The 17,980-nt window shown below is 65.3% G+C and carries 14 protein-coding genes; 13 read left to right on the top strand and 1 reads right to left on the bottom strand.

Going from position 1 to position 17,980, the window contains the following annotated elements:
- Window positions 1-83: 83 nt before the first annotated feature.
- Complete coding sequence (locus E8M83_RS06510; protein WP_137172548.1) at window positions 84-854, bottom strand: serine protease; 771 nt, start codon at window positions 852-854, stop codon at window positions 84-86.
- Window positions 855-1,241: 387 nt separating this feature from the next.
- On the opposite strand from E8M83_RS06510, the gene E8M83_RS06515 reads away from it, so the two are divergent.
- The 13 genes from E8M83_RS06515 (at window position 1,242) to E8M83_RS06575 (ending at window position 17,979) form a co-directional block, all read left to right on the top strand.
- Complete coding sequence (locus E8M83_RS06515) at window positions 1,242-2,774, top strand: XrtA system polysaccharide chain length determinant (protein WP_137172549.1); 1,533 nt, start codon at window positions 1,242-1,244, stop codon at window positions 2,772-2,774.
- A 21-nt stretch (window positions 2,775-2,795) separates the two neighbouring features.
- Window positions 2,796-3,716: an XrtA-associated tyrosine autokinase gene (locus E8M83_RS06520; protein WP_137172550.1), complete on the top strand. Its 921-nt coding sequence runs from the start codon at window positions 2,796-2,798 to the stop codon at window positions 3,714-3,716.
- Window positions 3,717-3,726: 10 nt separating this feature from the next.
- Window positions 3,727-5,274: a TIGR03016 family PEP-CTERM system-associated outer membrane protein gene (locus tag E8M83_RS06525; protein ID WP_170976713.1), complete on the top strand. Its 1,548-nt coding sequence runs from the start codon at window positions 3,727-3,729 to the stop codon at window positions 5,272-5,274.
- Window positions 5,275-5,287: 13 nt separating this feature from the next.
- Window positions 5,288-6,322: an XrtA/PEP-CTERM system-associated ATPase gene (locus E8M83_RS06530; RefSeq protein WP_137172552.1), complete on the top strand. Its 1,035-nt coding sequence runs from the start codon at window positions 5,288-5,290 to the stop codon at window positions 6,320-6,322.
- Window positions 6,323-6,329: 7 nt separating this feature from the next.
- On the top strand, window positions 6,330-7,214 hold the full coding sequence (locus E8M83_RS06535; RefSeq protein WP_137172553.1) for an XrtA system polysaccharide deacetylase: 885 nt from the start codon (window positions 6,330-6,332) through the stop codon (window positions 7,212-7,214).
- A complete protein-coding gene (locus tag E8M83_RS06540) occupies window positions 7,214-8,461 on the top strand; it encodes a TIGR03087 family PEP-CTERM/XrtA system glycosyltransferase (protein ID WP_137172554.1) in 1,248 nt (415 codons plus the stop codon). The genes E8M83_RS06535 and E8M83_RS06540 overlap by 1 nt, the downstream gene beginning before the upstream one ends.
- Complete coding sequence (gene xrtA, locus E8M83_RS06545) at window positions 8,458-10,005, top strand: exosortase A (RefSeq protein WP_229491436.1); 1,548 nt, start codon at window positions 8,458-8,460, stop codon at window positions 10,003-10,005. The genes E8M83_RS06540 and xrtA overlap by 4 nt, the downstream gene beginning before the upstream one ends.
- 1 nt (window position 10,006) lies before the next feature.
- The gene (locus E8M83_RS06550) at window positions 10,007-11,188 is read left to right on the top strand and encodes a TIGR03088 family PEP-CTERM/XrtA system glycosyltransferase (RefSeq protein WP_137172556.1); all 1,182 of its coding nucleotides are present in this window, start codon (window positions 10,007-10,009) and stop codon (window positions 11,186-11,188) included.
- A complete protein-coding gene (locus E8M83_RS06555; RefSeq protein ID WP_137172557.1) occupies window positions 11,176-13,092 on the top strand; it encodes an XrtA/PEP-CTERM system amidotransferase in 1,917 nt (638 codons plus the stop codon). Before E8M83_RS06550 ends, E8M83_RS06555 begins: the two co-directional genes overlap by 13 nt.
- A 29-nt stretch (window positions 13,093-13,121) precedes the next feature.
- Window positions 13,122-13,247, top strand: a complete 126-nt coding sequence (locus E8M83_RS26445) for a hypothetical protein (protein WP_267874187.1) — start codon at window positions 13,122-13,124, stop codon at window positions 13,245-13,247.
- On the top strand, window positions 13,240-14,634 hold the full coding sequence (locus E8M83_RS06560) for a putative O-glycosylation ligase, exosortase A system-associated (protein ID WP_137172558.1): 1,395 nt from the start codon (window positions 13,240-13,242) through the stop codon (window positions 14,632-14,634). The genes E8M83_RS26445 and E8M83_RS06560 overlap by 8 nt, the downstream gene beginning before the upstream one ends.
- Before the next feature lie 122 nt (window positions 14,635-14,756).
- On the top strand, window positions 14,757-17,066 hold the full coding sequence (locus E8M83_RS26225; RefSeq protein ID WP_229491437.1) for a polysaccharide deacetylase family protein: 2,310 nt from the start codon (window positions 14,757-14,759) through the stop codon (window positions 17,064-17,066).
- The gene (locus tag E8M83_RS06575) at window positions 17,056-17,979 is read left to right on the top strand and encodes a glycosyltransferase family 2 protein (protein WP_137172559.1); all 924 of its coding nucleotides are present in this window, start codon (window positions 17,056-17,058) and stop codon (window positions 17,977-17,979) included. Before E8M83_RS26225 ends, E8M83_RS06575 begins: the two co-directional genes overlap by 11 nt.
- The last annotated feature ends 1 nt before the right edge of the window (window position 17,980 follow it).

The raw sequence follows: 17,980 nt of genomic DNA on the forward strand, positions 1-17,980 counted from the left end.
ACCATCGAAACTGCCGCTATTGTATAACAGAGTCTTTCAAGAAACGCCGTGCACACATAAATTGTGCTCGGCCATTAGACACCTCATGGTTGCTGCAACAGCGCCCTGACATGGCTGGCCGGGACAGCGTAGGTGATCCCACTGGGGGCGCTGATCGCAGTTTCTTTCAGGCCTTTTACGAATACCATATTGATAACCGCCACCACGATCCCTGTCGCGGGATCGTAGACCGGACTGCCGCTATTGCCAGGATAGGCAGTGCCGTCGAGCTGGTAGATCGAAAACGGGGCTTTTTGCAACTGCGCGATCGCCCGGGCATCGAGTCTGCGCGCAGCGAGTGAGGGACGGACGATCGGCGTGATGGCTGCCAGCAGGGCGCGGTGGGTAGCAGGGTAAAGTCCGAGAACCATGCCTAAAGGAAATCCAGTAAAGGCCAGCGCCTGTCCCTCACGTGCCTCGTCCCGCTCGGCCAGGCGCAGCGCCGGCAAGGGCGCGCCGCTCAGCCGTAGATGGGCAAGGTCATGGTCGCGGTTGAGGGCGGCCAGGGTTGCAGGCCGAAACAGGATCCGGTCGCCATCCCGGACCACGATCCCCAGCGTTTCCTTGCCCTGAGTTGACAGTTTATCGGCAACGACGTGCGCGTTCGTAATCACGCTCAGGCCGTCGCCGACGACGAAACCTGTTCCCGAAAACACGATTGCCGGGCTGCGTGTCTGTAGATGCGTACCGACTCCCACAATGGAGGGCTTGACGGCGGCGACCGTATCCGACAGATCGGCGGCGACCGTTAGCGTGGGGAGGACGGCTGCGATGGCAAGCATCACGCCATGCGAAATGAGAGTTCGACGCTTCATGAGAATTTCATCGTAATGGTGTAAATGTTGCAGACGTAGTGCCAATCGTGCAGGCCCTTTCTGAAGTTAAACATTACAATAAACATGTTTTACTTTCAGCAACTATTGCCGCACTTCATCGCTTACGGGGCTGAAAAAAGTTTCGCAACATACAAGCACACAAATCCCCGTATGTTTGCGATAATGCAACTTTACGACAACTGGTTGCTCTATTTCAGGCCATTCGTCGTTGCAGTAAAGAATTTGTGTTGCATGAAATAGGCAGCAGGCGCATCTATTCGGGTGGTTTGCCAACCTGCAATTGCAATTGCTCACTCCACAAGCGATCATGCAAGATGTTTATTCACCCAAGTCGGCTCTGCCGGCGATGACTGGCGAGATGAAATAATGGCCGAAATCAAAGCCTTGGTTCTTAATGTTCTTAAAGCACTTGGCAAGTATCGGTGGTACGCGGTCGCCATTTCCTGGGTCGTGGCCCTGGCTGGCTGGGCTGTAGTGTACCAATTGCCCAACCAGTATGAAGCGTCGGCGCGTGTCTACGTCGATACACAGAGCATCCTCAAGCCGCTCATGTCCGGCATGACGACCCTGCCCAACCTCGACCAGCAGGTCCGGTTCATGCGCCGTACCCTGATCAGCCGTCCGAACGTCGAACGCGTCGTACGCGAGACCGATCTCGATGTCGGAGCCCGCGACGGCAAGGCATTCGACAAGGTGGTCGACGACGTCATTGCCCGCATCAAGCTGGCCGGCACCGAACGCGAGAACATTTATACCATCAGCTACACCGGGAGCAGCGCCAAGCAGAGCCGGGACGTGGTGCAAGCTTTCCTGACCATCTTCGTCGAGGGCAGCTTCAGCGGCAAGAAGCAGGATTCCCAAAAAGCGATCCAGTTCATCGACGACCAGATCCGCACCTATGAAGAGCGCCTGGCCGAGGCCGAGAATTCGCTCAAGGAATTCAAGATTCGCCACATGGGCTCCCTGCCACGGGAAGGCGCCGATTACAACGCGCGAATGGTCTCCACCAGCGAAGCCTTGAGCCAGGCGCGGCTGGAACTGGCCGAAGCCGAACAGGCGCGCAATGCCATCCGCCGCAGGATTTCGGGAGATACCAGCGCCGCGCCGGGCAGCCGCGCACTGCCGGTCATCGCCGATCCGGCAATGGATGAGCGCATCGCCAGCGTCAACAAGACGCTGGACGCCCTGCGCACACAGTACACCGAGCAGCATCCGGACATCGTCGCCAACCGCCGCCTGCTCGAGCAATTGCTACAGCGCAAGGCCGACGCCGAGAAGAACTTCAAGCCGAGTAGCGATCCTGGCGCCAGCTACAGCCCGATGCTGCAGCAGCTCAACGTAGCGCTGTCGGAAGCCGAGGCACGCGTGGCCTCGCTGCAGGCCCGCGTATCCGAATACAATGCACGCCTGGTCCGGCTGCGTGGCGACAGCGCCCAGGTGCCGGAGATCGAGGCACAGCTGGCACAGCTGAACCGGGACTACGAAGTCAACCGCGAGAATTACCAGAAGCTGGTACAACGCCGTGAATCGGCCCGGATGTCGGGTGACCTGTCGGTCGCCACGGACATGTTGACCTTCCGCGTGATCGAGCCGCCGCTGGCGCCGCTGACGCCTTCCGGACCGAATCGCCTGCAACTGGCGAGCGCCGTGTTCGCCATCGCACTGCTGGCCGGACTGGCCGGCGCATTCCTGATGAGTCAAGTTCGTCCGACGTTCCTCAGCCAGGCAGCGCTGCGGGACGAGACCGGCCTCCCGATCCTCGGTTCGATCAGCATGACCTGGACCGGTGAGCAGACGGTGCTGCGCAAGCGTCGCCTGGCCGGACTGGCGACCGCGGTGCTGATGCTGTTCGGCGCCTACGCCGCTGGCGTCGCCATCATTCTTTTCCGTCCCATCTAAGGCCGTAGCCCAGGAGCGAATGTGAGCATTATCGAAAAAGCGGCCAGCCGCATCGACCAGCAGCGCCATGCTGCCCAACCAGCCGGCGAAGCTCGCCTCCAGCCGACAGCGGTGGAACACCCCGACATCAATGTGCACGCCGATGCGGCAGCGGCCGCACTGTCGGCAGCGCCGGCTGCGTCGCAACTGCCTGCCGCAGGCGACGAGCGGCGCAGCACGCGCAGGATCGAGCTGGACCTTGACCGCCTGCGCGAGCAGGGCATGGTGACGGCCGCCGGCGGCCGCACCAACCTGCTGGAAGAATTCCGCATCATCAAGCGCCCGCTGCTCAAGCGCGCCTTCGGCCCTCCCAGCCCCAAAGGGAATCCGGCCAACCTGATCATGATGACCAGTGCGCTGCCAGGCGAAGGCAAGACCTATTGCTCGATCAACCTGGCCATGAGCATCGCCATGGAACTCGATCATACGGTGTTGCTGGTCGATGCCGACGTCGCCCGGCCTTCGGTCCTGCGCACGCTGGGCTTGCCCCAACAGCGCGGCCTGATGGATATCCTGCTCGATGACAAGCTGGACCTGGGCGATGTACTCCTCCGCACCAATATTGACACACTGGCAATCCTTCCAGCCGGCACCGCTTCGCCGCATGCGACCGAACTGCTTGCCAGCTCGACGATGACGTCGATGCTGCACGAGCTGGCAAACCGCTATCCCGATCGCGTGATCATCTTCGATTCCCCGCCGCTGCTGCTGACCAGCGAATCGCGCGAACTGGCCAGCCATATGGGACAGATCGTGGTCGTCGTGGAAGCACAGACGACGACCCAGCAGGCGGTGAAGGACGCGCTGCACCGCCTCGAAGGCTTCGACAACATCAATCTCATCTACAACAAGACCAGGGACATCCCGGGCATTGAAGAGACGTATGATTATCACTATGGCTAAGCAGCGCCGCATGCGCACTGCGCTCGGGTCGCTGCCGCGCCTGCTGCCGCTGGCGGCGGCGCTGCTCGCTGTTGCACCTGCCAGCCAGGCCCAGTGGACGTTTACGCCGATGGTCGACCTGAGCGAGACCTATACCGACAACGTTTCCCTACGTGAAGACGATCTCGCGAGCAACCAATGGGTGACGGAGTTGCGTCCGGGCTTCACGGTATCCGGCAAGACCCGGCGCACCGAAGCCTATGCCACGGCCGAATTCAGCAAGTTCCTTTACTCCAACAAGGACGACCGACTCAACCTGACGGACAGCGTACGCCGCTATTCGGCCATGATGAAGAACACGATTGCACAAGATCTTTTGTACATCGACTTCACGGCAGGGTCGCGTCGCCAGGCCATCCTGCCTTTCGGCCCGGGCGCCGAGAACAGGTTCTCGCGCGCCAACCAGACCGATGTCCGCTCGTGGGGCGTCAGCCCCTACCTGGTGCGCCGTTTCGGCGCCGGCACGACGGCGCTGCTGCGCCTGAGCCGCGACTCAGTGGAATCCAGCGGCAATAGCGCGTTCGGCAGCAGCATGGGCAGCACGGTCCTGTTCAACCTGGCGCACGGCGTGCCCGGACAGGCATTCAGCTGGGGGCTCAATTACGTCGACCAGCAGCTCAACAACGAGCTGGTCGGCGAGTCGTCAAGCAAGCTCTTCAACGCCACGATGCGCTACCAGTTCACACGCACGCTGGCGGGCACCGCCAGCGCCGGCTACGACCGCTACGACTTCGAAGGCCCTGGCCCGGACGAGAAGGGCCATAACTGGAGCCTTGGCGCGGTCTGGGCGCCGACACTGCGCAGCAGCGTGCAGGCCTCGTTTGGCCGCCACCTGTACGGCAATACCGGTTCGCTGGCAGCGCTGCACCGCAGCCGCGGCTCGGTATGGGAAATCCGCTACGCGGACACGATCACCTCGCGCCGGTCGCAATTCCTGCTGCCAGCCACGGTCGACACCGCATCGATGCTCGACCGCCTGTTCAGCGCCAATATTCCCGATCCGGTCGTGCGCCAGCGCGTGATCCAGGCGTATATGCTGGACAATGGTTTGCCGACCAGCTTGGTCGACAACATCAATTTCTTGAGCAACCGCTATGCCCGCCAAAAGGTGTTGAGCGCATCGCTCGCATTCAACCGCGCGCGCAGCACCGGCGTGGCCAGTCTGTACCGCGGTGAGAGCATCGCCCTGTCAGACCAGCGCAGCGACAGCCCGCTGCTGGGCACCCAGCTCGGAACGCTGAACGACAACGTGCGCATGAGCGGCGCGAACTTGCTCTATACCTACCGCCTGAACGGGCGCTCGAATGCCTTCGCCAAGGCCGACTATCGCTACCGCGAGTCGCTGACGACCGGCTTCGAGGATCGCCAGCGGCTGCTGTCGGCAGGCGTCAACCGCCGTTTCGGCCGCAGCCTGCAGGGTGAACTCGAACTGCGGCGGCGCAGCGGCGGCGGCGATATCATCGGCCGCACCGACTACACCGAGCACGCGCTCGTGGCATCCGTGAACATGAAGTTTTAATGGAACGCGCAAGATGTACGAAACCTACTACGGCCTGTCGGCCAAGCCCTTCCAGCTCCGCCCGGACCCGCACTTCTTCTTCGGCTCCAAGGGCCACAAGCGCGCCATGGCCTATCTCGAGTACGGGCTGTCGCAGGGTGAGGGCTTTATCGTCATCACCGGCGAAGTCGGCGCCGGCAAGACCACGCTGGTACGCAACCTGCTCAACCGCATTCCGCTGGACCAGATCGTGGCGGCGCACATCGTCAACACCAGCCTCGACCCGGAAGACACGCTGCGCATGGTCGTCTCGGCCTTCGGCCTGCCCTACGAGGGCGCCAGCAAGGCGGAGCTGCTGAACCGCCTGGAGCAATTCCTGCGCAGTGTCGACCGCCAGGGCAAGCGCGCCCTGCTCGTGATCGACGAAGCCCAGAACCTCAATGCGCGCACCGTCGAGGAATTGCGCATGCTGTCAAATTTCCAGACCGACGACCGATCCCTGCTCCAGACTTTCCTGCTGGGCCAGCCGGAATTTCGCGCCACCCTGCACAGCCCGACCATGCAGCAGCTGCGCCAGCGGGTGATCGCCAGCTACCACCTGGGACCGATGGATGCGCAAGAAACGCGCGCCTATATCGAGCATCGCCTGGCCACGGTTGGATGGAAGGGTGCGCCATCCTTCGACGACGGCGCCCAAGCCGCGATCTATGCCTACAGCGGCGGCATCCCGCGCAAGACCAATACGCTGATGGACCGCGTGCTCCTGATGGGTTACCTGGAAGAGCTGCAGGCCTTCGGCGAGGCGCACATCAACGAGGTGGTGCGCGACATCTCGGAAGAATTCCTGGCGCCGGACGATGCGGGCTTGCCCGATCTCGCCGCCGCGCATCCCAATGGCGCCAGCGAGCGTGCGCACGGCTCGGCCGAGCGCCGCGGCGCCAGTGTCGAGCAGCTCGACGAGCGCATGATGCGTCTTGAAAAATCGATTGTCTCAGTGCTGTCGATCCTGAAGAAAATCGCCGCCACGCCGCCCGGCGCGGCTTCTCACCACATCGATAACCAGGAGTGAGCCGGAAATGAAGATGACCGCTCCCCCAGCCCGGCCGCGTCCCGCCCCGGGCGAGCGCATTCGCAACGCCATGACCTGCGACGTCGAGGACTACTTCCAGGTATCGGCCTTTGCCCCCTACATCGACCGCGCCAGCTGGCCGAGCCGCGAGTGCCGGGTCGAAGCCAATATGGAGCGCATCCTGGCGCTGTACGCGCGCCATGGCGTGCGTGCGACCTTCTTCACCCTGGGCTGGATCGCGGAACGCTATCCCGCCATGGTGCGCCGCATCGTCGACGCCGGCCACGAGCTTGCCAGCCATGGCTACGGCCACCTGCGCGCCTCGGACCAGAGCCGCACCGAGTTCGACAACGACATCCGCTCCAGCAAGGCGCTGCTGGAAGATATCGGCGGCCAGGCGGTGGTCGGCTACCGCGCACCGAGCTTCTCGATCGGCCACGGCAACCTGTGGGCGCTGGACGCGCTGCACGAGGCGGGCTACCGGTACAGCTCGAGCATCTATCCGATCGCCCATGACCACTACGGCATGCCCGATGCGCCGCGCTTCGCCTTCTATCCAAATGGCCCGGACGGCCTGCTGGAAGTGCCGATCACCACGCTCAAGCTCGCCGGACGCAATTTTCCCGCTGGCGGCGGCGGCTATTTCCGGCTACTGCCGTATGCGCTGTCGCGCTGGATGATGGAAAAGGTCAATCGCGAGGATGGCGAGCCCGCCCTGTTCTATTTCCATCCGTGGGAAGTCGACCCAGGTCAGCCGCGTCCGGAAGGACTGGGCGCCAAGGCGCGCTTCCGGCATTACGTGAACATCGACCGCATGGAGCGCCGCCTGGAAGCCCTGGCGCGCGACTTCGCGTGGGACCGCATGGACGCGATCTTCCTGGAACAGCGCTGATGTCGATCATCGAAGCCGCGCTGGACCCACGCCGGGCAGCCGCGGCGGCGCCGCGACCAGACCTGCTGCTGCTGGTGCATCGCATACCTTTCCCGCCCAACAAGGGCGACAAGATCCGCTCCTACCACCTGCTCAAGCACCTGGCGCAGCGCTACCGCGTGCACCTCGGCAGCTTCGTCGACGATCCGGACGACTGGAAGCACGTGCCGGCCATGGAAGCGCTGTGCGCCAGCAGCCATTTCGCGCGCCTCGGCCCGCTGCAGGGGCGACTGCGCAGCCTTGCCGCCCTGGCCAGCGGCGCTTCGCTGTCGCGCGGCTTCTACAAGGATGCAGGCATGCGCGCCTGGGTCGACCGCACCATCGCCGCGCACGACATCTCACGCATCATGATGTTTTCATCGGTAATGGCGCAGTATGCTGAACGGCATGCGCAGGCGCGCCGCGTGATCGATTTCTGCGACGTCGACTCGGACAAGTGGCGCCAGTACGCCGACAAGAAATCCTTCCCGCTGAACTGGCTCTATCGCCACGAAGCCCGCAAGCTGCTGGCCTATGAACGTGCGATCGCGGCCGAGTTCGACGCCTCGCTGTTCGTGTCCGCCCCCGAGGCCGAGCTGTTCCGTCAGCTGGCGCCCGAGAGCGCCGCCCGCATCGGCTTCTTCAACAACGGCGTCGACACCGATTACTTCAGTCCCGACGCCAGCCATGCCTCTCCGTTCGGCCCGGGCGAACTGCCGCTGGTGTTTACCGGCGCCATGGATTACTGGCCCAATATCGATGCCGTCGAGTGGTTCGCCGACCATGTGCTGCCGCTAGTGCTGGCGCAACTGCCCGAGGCCCGTTTCTACATCGTCGGCGCGCGTCCCGCTCCGGCGGTACAGGCGCTGGCGCAACGGCCCGGCATCGTCGTCACCGGTACCGTACCCGACGTCCGCCCCTACCTGGCGCATGCCGCGCTGGCGGTCGCACCGCTGCGCATCGCGCGGGGTATTCAAAACAAGGTGCTTGAAGCAATGGCCATGGCGCGCACGGTGATCGCCTCGCCCCAGGCCTTCGAAGGCATCGACGCCAGTCCCGGCGCCGACCTGCTGGTGGCCGATGCGGCCTCCGACTATGCGGCCGCGGTGGCGCGCGCGCTGCAGGCCCCCGATGCCGGCATCGGCCGCGCCGCGCGCGCCTGCGTAGTGCGCAACTACAGTTGGCCCGCCCATCTCTCACGCATCGAAGCGAGGCTCGAATGCACATGAACGAATCCACCGCGCTCGCCGGCGCCGCCCCATCCCGCTTCCCGCTGCCGGCCACACTGGCGATCCTCGCCGCCGTGCTGGCGCCGTTCCTGATCTACGCGGGCACGGCGGCCTCGATGGTCGCGATCTGGAACAGCTCTGAAACCTTTGCCCATGGCTACATCATCCTGCCCATCAGCGTGTATCTGATCTGGCGCCGGCGTGAAGTGTTCGCCAGCATCCCGGCCCAGCCCTGCTGGCCGGCGCTGGGCCTGCTTGCGCTGTGCGGCTTCGGCTGGCTGCTGGCGCGCATGGGCGAGGTGCAGGTGGTGATGCAGTATGCCTTCGTGGCCATGATTCCGCTGGCCGCGCTGACCGTGCTGGGCTGGCGCCTGGCACGCAAGTTCGCGTTCCCGCTCGGTTTCCTGCTGTTCGCGGTGCCTTTCGGGGAAGCATTCGTGCCGCACCTGATCAATTTCACCGCTGACTTCACGGTTGCCGCGGTACGCGCCAGCGGCATTCCGGTGCTGCGCAACGGCACCTATTTCGAACTGCCAACCGGCAACTGGTCGGTGGTCGAGGCCTGCAGCGGCGTGCGCTACCTGATTGCCTCGATCACGCTCGGCTGCCTGTACTCCTACCTGAGCTTCACGTCGCTCAAGCGGCGCGCCATCTTCGTCGCGCTATCGGTGCTGGTGCCGATCGTCGCCAATGGCTTGCGCGCCTACATGATCGTCATGATCGGCCATCACAGCAGCATGCAACTGGCCACCGGCGTCGACCACTTGATCTATGGGTGGCTGTTCTTCGGCCTGGTGATGTTCGTCATGTTCTGGATCGGCAGTTTCTGGCGCCAGGACCCGCCGGCGGCCGAAGCCGCCGGCGCCGGTGCGCCGTCGGGCCTGCTGGTCGCGCGTCCCCTGGCCGGTGCGGCCCTTGCCGCGATCGCGGTATCCGCGCTGTGGCCGGTGCTGGCGGCCGTGGCCGACCGCGCCAACCACAATCCGGCGCCGGTCGTCCTCGACGACAGCCGCCTGGCCTGGCGCAAGGCGCCGCAGCCCGCGCTGCTGGCGAACTGGGTCCCGGGCTACGCTGCGCCCGATGCCCGGCTCGGCGGCGGCTATGCCGGCAACGCCGGCCAGGCGGTGACCCTGCACCTGCTGTACTACCGCAACCAGGAGCGCGGCAAGGTCTTGATCAGCTCGACCAACCGCCTCGAGCAGCGTGGCGACGAATACCTGCAGGTTGGCTCCGCCGCGCGCTCGGAAACCATCGGCGGACGCACGCTGGCGCTGCGCGAAGGGCGGCTGAAGGGTCCGGCAGGCCAGCAATTCCTGGTCTGGCACTGGCTGTGGATCGATGGCCGCTATACTGCCAACGACTACGCCGGCAAGCTGTTGCAGGCCAAGTCGAAGCTGCTGATGCAGGGCGACGACGGCGCGGCGGTGCTGCTCGCGGCGCCTTTCACCGACGATCGCGAAAGCGCGCGCGCGGCGATGCGTGCCTTCCTGGACGCCAACATGACGCCGTTGGAAGCCACACTCGACGCCGCCCGGGAGCGCTGACATGACGGCAGCCTGCACGGCCCCGGGCGCACCTGCGCTGGTGGTTCATGTGATCTATCGGCTCGACTTCGGCGGCCTGGAAACCCTGTTGGTGGAGTGCATCAACCACATGCCGGCAGAGCGCTATCGGCATGCGGTGGTATGCCTGACCGGCTATACCGAGTTCGCGCGCAAGATCCGGCGCAGCGACGTCGAACTATTCGCGCTCGACAAGCCACCCGGCCTCGCGCCCGGCATCCACCTTGACCTGTTTCGCCTGCTGCGCAGGCTGCGTCCGGCCATCCTGCACACCTATAACTTCGCCTGCGCCGAATACGCATTCACGGCCTGGGCCGCCGGCGTGCCGGTACGCATCCACGCCGAGCACGGGCGCGACGCTCGCGATCCACAGGGCCTGAACCGCAAGCACAACCTGCTGCGGCGCGCGCTGGCGCCGTGGATCGACCGCTTCGTGCCGGTATCGCACGACCTGGCGCGCTGGCTGACCGGCGTGGTCGGGATTCCGGCCCGCAAGACCGAGCTGATCATGAACGGCGTCGACACCGGCCGATTCGCGCCCGCAGCCAGGGGGGCGGCCCCGGACGATGTCCGTCCGTTCGTGATCGGCACCGTCGGCCGGTTGCAAGAGGTCAAGGACCAGGCCACGCTGGTCGACGCGTTCGCCCTGCTGTGCCGGCGCATGCCGGCGCATGCCGGCGCGTTGCGGCTGGTGGTCGTCGGCGACGGTCCGCTGCGCGAGCAGCTCGCGCAACGCGTGCGCGCGGCCGGCATCGAGGACCTGGTCTGGATGGCCGGCGCGCGCCACGACATTCCCGAGCTGATGCGCGACTTCTCGCTGTTCGCGCTGTCCTCGCTCGCCGAAGGCACGCCGGTGACCGTGCTGGAAGCAATGGCCTGCGCGCTGCCGGTGGTGGCCAGCGGCGTGGGCGGCATTCCCGACGTGGTCCAGGACGGCGTCCATGGGCGGCTGGTGCCGCCCGCAGATCCGGCGGCGCTGGCCGACGCGCTGGCGGCCTATGTCGCCGATCCAGCGCTGGCGCGCGCCCACGGAATGGCTGGCCGCCTGCGCATCGAACAGCATTACAGCGTCACGGCCATGGTCGGCGCCTATCTTGGGCTCTACGACCGGCTTCGCGCCGTCACCATCAATCCTGAAGAAATGAACCGAACATGTGCGGAATAGTTGGCATATTTGACCCGCGGGGCATGCGCGATATCGATCGCGCGGCCCTGGAGCGGATGAACCAGACCCAGTTCCACCGCGGCCCAGTGGAAGGCGATGTGTACCTCGAGCCGGGCGTGGGCCTGGGCCACCGCCGGCTGTCGATCATCGACCTCGCTGCCGGCCAGCAACCGCTGTTCAACGAAGACCACAGCGTGGTTACCGTATTCAACGGCGAGATCTATAATTTCCGGGCGCTGATGGCCGAACTCACGGCACTGGGCCATGTATTTCGCACCCGCTCCGACACCGAGACCATCGTGCATGCGTGGGAACAATGGGGCGAAGACTGCGTCAAGCACCTGCGCGGCATGTTTGCCTTCGCCATCTGGGATCGCAGGCAAGGAACGTTCTTCCTGGCCCGCGACCACCTCGGCATCAAGCCCCTGCATTACGCAACCCTGCCCGACGGCCGCTTCGTGTTCGGCTCGGAACTCAAGTCGCTGCTCTCGTTCCCCGAGCTGCCACGCGCGGTCGAGCCACGCGCGGTGGAGGAATACTTCGCCTACGGCTACGTGCCGGAGCCGCGCACCATCTTCCAGCATGCGTTCAAGCTGGCGCCCGGCCATGCGCTGACCCTGCGCGCCGGCGGCGATCCTGCCACCGCAGTCCCCCACCGCTGGTGGGACGTGCCGTTCACGCCGCATGCGCCGATGTCGCAGCAGGCGATGGAAGAAGAGCTGGTGGCGCGCCTGCGCGAGGCGGTCGAAAGCCAGCTCGAAGCCGAGGTGCCGCTCGGCGCCTTCCTGTCGGGCGGCGTCGATTCGAGCGCCATCGTGGCGATGATGGCCGGCTTGACCAGAGAGCCGGTCAATACCTGCTCGATCGCCTTCACCGATAGCGCCTTTGACGAATCGCACTATGCGCGCCAGGTCGCCGAGCAATACAAGACCCGCCACCAGTGCGAGACCGTGGACCAGGATGACTACGGCCTGGTCGACCTGCTGGCCGGCCTGTACGACGAGCCCTATGCTGACAGCTCGGCGATCCCGACCTACCGGGTCTGCGAACTGGCCAGGAAACGCGTCACGGTGGCGCTGTCGGGAGACGGCGGCGACGAGAACTTCGCCGGCTACCGGCGCTACCGGATGGCGATGGGCGAGCAGCAGGTGCGCTCGATGTTGCCGCTGGCGTTGCGCAAGCCGGTATTCGGCTTCCTCGGTTCCGCCTACCCGAAGGCCGACTGGGCGCCGCGCATGTTCCGCGCCAAGACCACCTTCGAGGCGCTGGCGCGCGACCTGGTCGACGGTTACTTCCACGGTGTCTCGATCCTGGTCGACCGCGTGCGCGACCAGCTGTTCTCGAGCGGCTTCCGCGGCCAGCTGCAAGGCTACCGCGCGGCCGAAGTGATGCGCGGCCACGCTGCCAACGCGCCTACCGACGATCCGCTGTCGGTGCTGCAGTACATCGACATGAAAACCTACCTGCCGGGCGACATCCTGACCAAGGTCGACCGCGCCAGCATGGCGCATGCGCTCGAGGTGCGCGTACCGCTGCTGGACCACCAGTTCGTCGAATGGGTGTCCGGCCTGCCATCCTCGTCCAAGCTGCGCAACGGCGAAGGCAAGCATGTGTTCAAGAAGGCCCTGCAACCCTATCTGTCGGACGACATCCTGTACCGCAAGAAGATGGGCTTTTCGATACCGCTGGCGCGCTGGCTCAGAGGCCCCCTGCGCGAATCGATGCGGCGCGCCGTGCTCAACCCGCTGCTGCTCGACACCGGCATCTTCAATCCGGACTATCTCAGGCTGATGATCGACGAACACGTGGCCGGCGCCAAGGACCACAGTACCGCACTGTGGGCGGTACTGATGTTCGAAGCTTTCCTGCGCAAGAACGGGGCCGATCTCCCGGGACGATCCTGAGCCAACCACACGAGAATGGATGAACGACGATGGAATCGATCTTGTGGGCGCTTGACCTCATTGCGGTGACCGGGCTATGCCTTTGGGCGCTGAAGACTGAAAAGCGCAAGGAAAAAGAGCGGCAGGATGCCGCCAAGGGGCGCCGCGATGCGTGACCTTTTGCTGTTGTGCCTATTGCCGGTCATGCTGTATGCCATGGCCCAGCGGCCATTCATCGCGGCCGGCATGTGGCTCTGGACCGCGATGTTCTTTCCCAATGGCTGGGTCTACGGCATCGCCGGATCGATCCGCTACAACCTGCTGTTCACCTTTGTCGGGTTTCTCAGCTACCTGGCCTACAAGCACAAGCCAAAGGTCGAACTGGGCGGCGTGGGAGCCCTGATCCTCCTGTTCTTTGCCTGGACCACCCTCAGCTCGGTGACCACGATCGGCAATCCGGACGTCACCTGGGAGTACTGGAACCGGTTCTTCAAGGTGATCATGCTGTTCCTGTTCGTGGTGCTCACGATCAGGGACAAGCTGCACATCGATTTCATGCTGTGGTGCCTGGTCCTGTCGATCGGTTTCTATGCCAACCTCGAAGCGCTCAAGTACCTGGTCAGCGGCGGCGGCCACAAGATCGTGGGCCTGCCTACGCACGTGCTGGGCGACCGCAACGACCTGGCCCTGGCGTTCTGCATGACGCTACCATTCTGCTATTACCTGCTGGCGGAATACGGCCGCCTGTCCAAGGCACTGCGCTTCGGCCTGCTGTGCACCATGGCCTTCGTGGTGATCGCGGTGGTCGGCACCCAGTCGCGCGGCGGCTTCGTCGCGCTGACCGTCCTCGGCGCCTATCTCTATCTCAAGAGCGACCGCAAGATCCTGCTGTCGATCTTCATCGCGGTGCTGGTCGCCGGCATGTCCTACGTGGTGTCCTCGGACTGGTCGTCGCGCATCGACACGATCGGCGAAGCCGACCAGGACCAGTCGTTCATGACCCGCGTGGTGGCCTGGAAGATCAGCTTCATCATGGCCATGAACCATCCGTTCTTCGGCGGCGGCTTCAAGTCGCTCGAGTATTTCCCGGTCTGGCAGGAGATGTCACGCGAATTCTTCTCGTATCCCTGGTTCCATACCGGCGACCTCCTGCCGAACGCGAACTACGCGCGCGCCGCCCACAGCATCTATTTCCAGGTGCTGAGCGACCATGGCTTCGGCGGCCTGGCCCTGTTCGTGGGCTGCCTGGGCCTGAGCTTCTACAAGGCGCGCCAGGTCGCGGTACGCGCCCGGCGCATCGGCGCCGAACCATGGATCGCCAACGTGGCCACCATGCTCCAGCTGAGCATCTTCGCCTACGCGGTGGGCGGCGCGGCGCTCAGCCTGGCCTACTTCGACCTGATCTTCGCGCTATTCGGGCTGGTGGTCGTGCTCGAGAAGCGAGTCCTGCCGGCCGCCATCGCCGCCGCCGCGATACCGGCGCATGCGGCGCCTCCCGCGCCCGCGCCCACGCCAGCGCGGCCCGCCGTCGCGCCGTCGCGTCACCCAGAACGGCTATCATGAGCGCCAGGCCCAGAATCGATGAACCAGTCAGTGATCCTTTCATATCCATCCCGCCGCGCTCCAGCGAAGGCGCGCGGCCCAGTCGCTTCGTTCCCGGCCCGGATACGGTTCCGGAGGATCCGATGACGGCCCCGGTCTACCGCAGCCACCTCGGCGCGGCGCTGCTGCGCGGGACCGGCGCCCTCATCGCCGCTACGCAGCGCCAGCGCGGACTGGTCGTGGTGAACTATCACCGGGTGCTGGCCAAGCCCGATCCGATGCTGGAATCGGAACCCGACGTGGTCGCCTTCCGCTGGCAAATGGCCTTGCTGGCGCGCTGCTTCAACGTGCTGCCGCTGCATGACGCCCTGCGCGCGCTCGACCAAGGAACGCTGCCGCCGCGCGCGGTGTGCATCACCTTCGACGACGGCTACCGCTCGGTGCATGACCTGGCCCTGCCGGTGCTGCGCGAACTCGGCCTGCCCGCGACCGTGTTCGTCACCAGCGGCTTCATCGGTCCCGATGTCAGGAATATGTGGAACGACCGCATCATCCATGCGCTGCACTCGATGCCTTACGCCACGCTCGACCTCGAGGACCTCGGCCTGGGCGTCTATTCGCTGGCCTCGATGCAGGGACGCCAGCAGACGATGGCCAGGATCATCGAAACCGTCAAATACCTGCCGCCCGAGGCGCGCCATGCGCTGGTGGAACGGCTCGACCGCATGTGCGGCCGGGACCAGGATCCGCTGATGCTCACGCCGGCGATGCTGGCCGAGCTCGACCGCAGCGGCATCGAGATCGGCGCGCACACGGTCTCGCATCCGATCCTGACCAGCCTGGACGACCAGGCCGCGCGGTTCGAGATTTCCGAGGGCAAGAAGCAGCTTGAAGCCATGCTCGGCAAACAAGTACGACTGTTCGCCTACCCCAACGGAAAGGTCGGCAAGGATTACGATGCGCGCCATGTCGAGATGGTGCGCGAAGCCGGCTTCACCGCCGCCTTCACCACCGCCATCGGCGCCGTCACTCGCGGCAAGGACCGCTTCCAGCTGCCGCGCAGCCGGCCCTGGGACCGCACGCCACTGGGCTTCGGCCTGCGCCTGCTGAGCTGGATCGCCCAGGGCGAACGGGCGGCGCCCGCAGTCACCACACACCAGGAAGACTCCATGCACAAGCGCGCACTCCTTATCGCGTTTCATTTCCCGCCACAGGCAGGCAGCAGCGGCATCCAGCGTACCCTGAGCTTTTCCCGCAACCTGGACGCGCATGGCTGGGAGCCGATCGTCATGTCGGCCAATCCGCGCGCCTATGCCAGGCAGAACCCGGCCCAGCTCGCCAGCGTGCCGCAGCGCCTGCTGGTCGAGCGTCCGTTCGCGCTCGACGCCAAGCTGCATCTCGGCTTCCGCGGCCGCTATCCAAGCCTGCTGGCCTTGCCCGACCGATGGAGCTCGTGGTGGTTCGGCGCTGTCCCGGCCGGGCTGCGCCTGGTGCGCCGCCAGCAGCCGCGCCTGATCTGGTCCACTTTCCCGATCGCCAGCGCGCACCTGATCGGCCTGACCCTGAAACGGCTGACCGGCTTGCCATGGGTAGCGGATTTCCGCGATCCGATGGTGCAGAGCTCCTACCCGGTTGGCAGGCTGCCGCGCGCCCTGTTCGCCTGGATCGAGCGCCAGACCATCGAACGCTGCAGCAAGGCGGTCTTCACTACCGAGAGCGCCCTGCAGTCCTACCGCACGCGTTTTCCGGGACAACCTGCCGACAAGTTCGTGGTCATCGAAAATGGCTATGATGAGGACAGCTTCGCCGGCGCCGGCCTGCACGCCGCGCCGTCCGCAGCCGCGCCAGGCGGGCCGCTGACCTTGCTGCATAGCGGCGTGCTGTATGACACCGGACGCGATCCGTCGGCCTTCCTCGACGCCCTTTCCCGTCTCAAGCGCGCGGGAACGATCGACGGCGCCAGCCTGCGCGTGGTGCTGCGCGCACCCGGCAATGTCGAGGCGGTGACGGGACTGATCGAGCGCTACGGCGTGGCCGACATCGCCTGCGCCCTGCCGCCCGTACCCTATCAGGACGCCCTGCGCGAAATGCTGGCCGCGGACGGCCTGTTGGTATTCCAGGGTACGCCCTTCAATTCCCAGCTCCCGGCGAAGGTCTATGAATACTTTCGTGCCCGCAAGCCGCTGTTTGGACTGGTCGACCGTAACGGCGAGACCGCGCGCGTGCTGTCGGCTGCCGGCTTCACGGACCAGGCCGAGATCGGCGACGCCGAGCACATTGCCGGAGCGCTCGAGCGCTTCCTCGCCGCGGTGCGTTCGGGCGAAGCCCACGTCGCTACGCCCGAACTGATCGCGCGCTCATCGCGCGCACACCGCGCCCACCAATTGGCCGCCGTATTCGACGAGATCCTCGAACCGGCCCCGCACAAACTCGACAAGCCCCATGTTGCATGAACCAGGCGGCAGCCCGCTGCCGCGCATTACCATCGTCATCCCGACCACCTGTGAACGCGAGCGCTGGACAACCCTCCGGCGCGCCATCGCCTGCGTGCTGGCCCAGACTGGCGTCGATGCCGACGTACTGGCGGTCGTCAACGGCCAGCGCTACGATGCCGACTGCCTGGCCGCGCTCCGGACCATGACCGGCGTCACGGTCCACTACCGCAGCGAAGGCAGCGCACCGCTGGCGCAGCTGGCCGGCCGCGAGCTGCTCGACAGTCCCTATTTCGGCTTCCTGGACGACGACGACGAATACCTGCCCGGAGCGCTGGCCGCCCGCGTCGCACCGATGCTGGACGATCCCGCGCTCGATTTCGTGGTGACCAACGGCTATCGCGCCGGGCCGGACGGGGACAGCCTCACCATCGGCAACGTTGCCGAAATCCGGCGCGACCCGCTGCTGGCGCTGTGTACCCAGAACTGGATGGGTTCCTGTTCCGGCCTGTTTCGTTCCGCCAGCGTCGGGCCGGCCTATTTTGCCGATCCGGCGCAATATATGGAATGGACCTACCTGGCTTTCCGCCTGACCGCCCGGCTGTCGATGCGTTTCCTCGACCTGCCTACTTACCGGGTACACGACACCCCGCGCTCGCTGTCGAAGAGCAGCGCCTACCTGCGTAGCGAGCTGGACATCCTGCAGCGGGTACTGGTCCTGTCGCTGCCCGAGCATGCCGTGCAGCCGCTGCGGGTCAAGCTCGGGCGCGCCCTGCACACTGCCAGCGAACACAGCCGTGCTGCGGGCGACTTGCGTCTGGCCTGGAAATACCATCGCGCCAGCCTGGCCCTGCCCGGCGGCTGGCGCTACCTGCTGTACTCGCGCAGGCTGGTGGGAGCCTGGATGCGCAAGCCATCCCCGGCCAGCACCTGAT

It is taken from the genome of Massilia sp. HP4 (assembly GCF_005222695.1).
GTDB lineage: Bacteria > Pseudomonadota > Gammaproteobacteria > Burkholderiales > Burkholderiaceae_D > Telluria.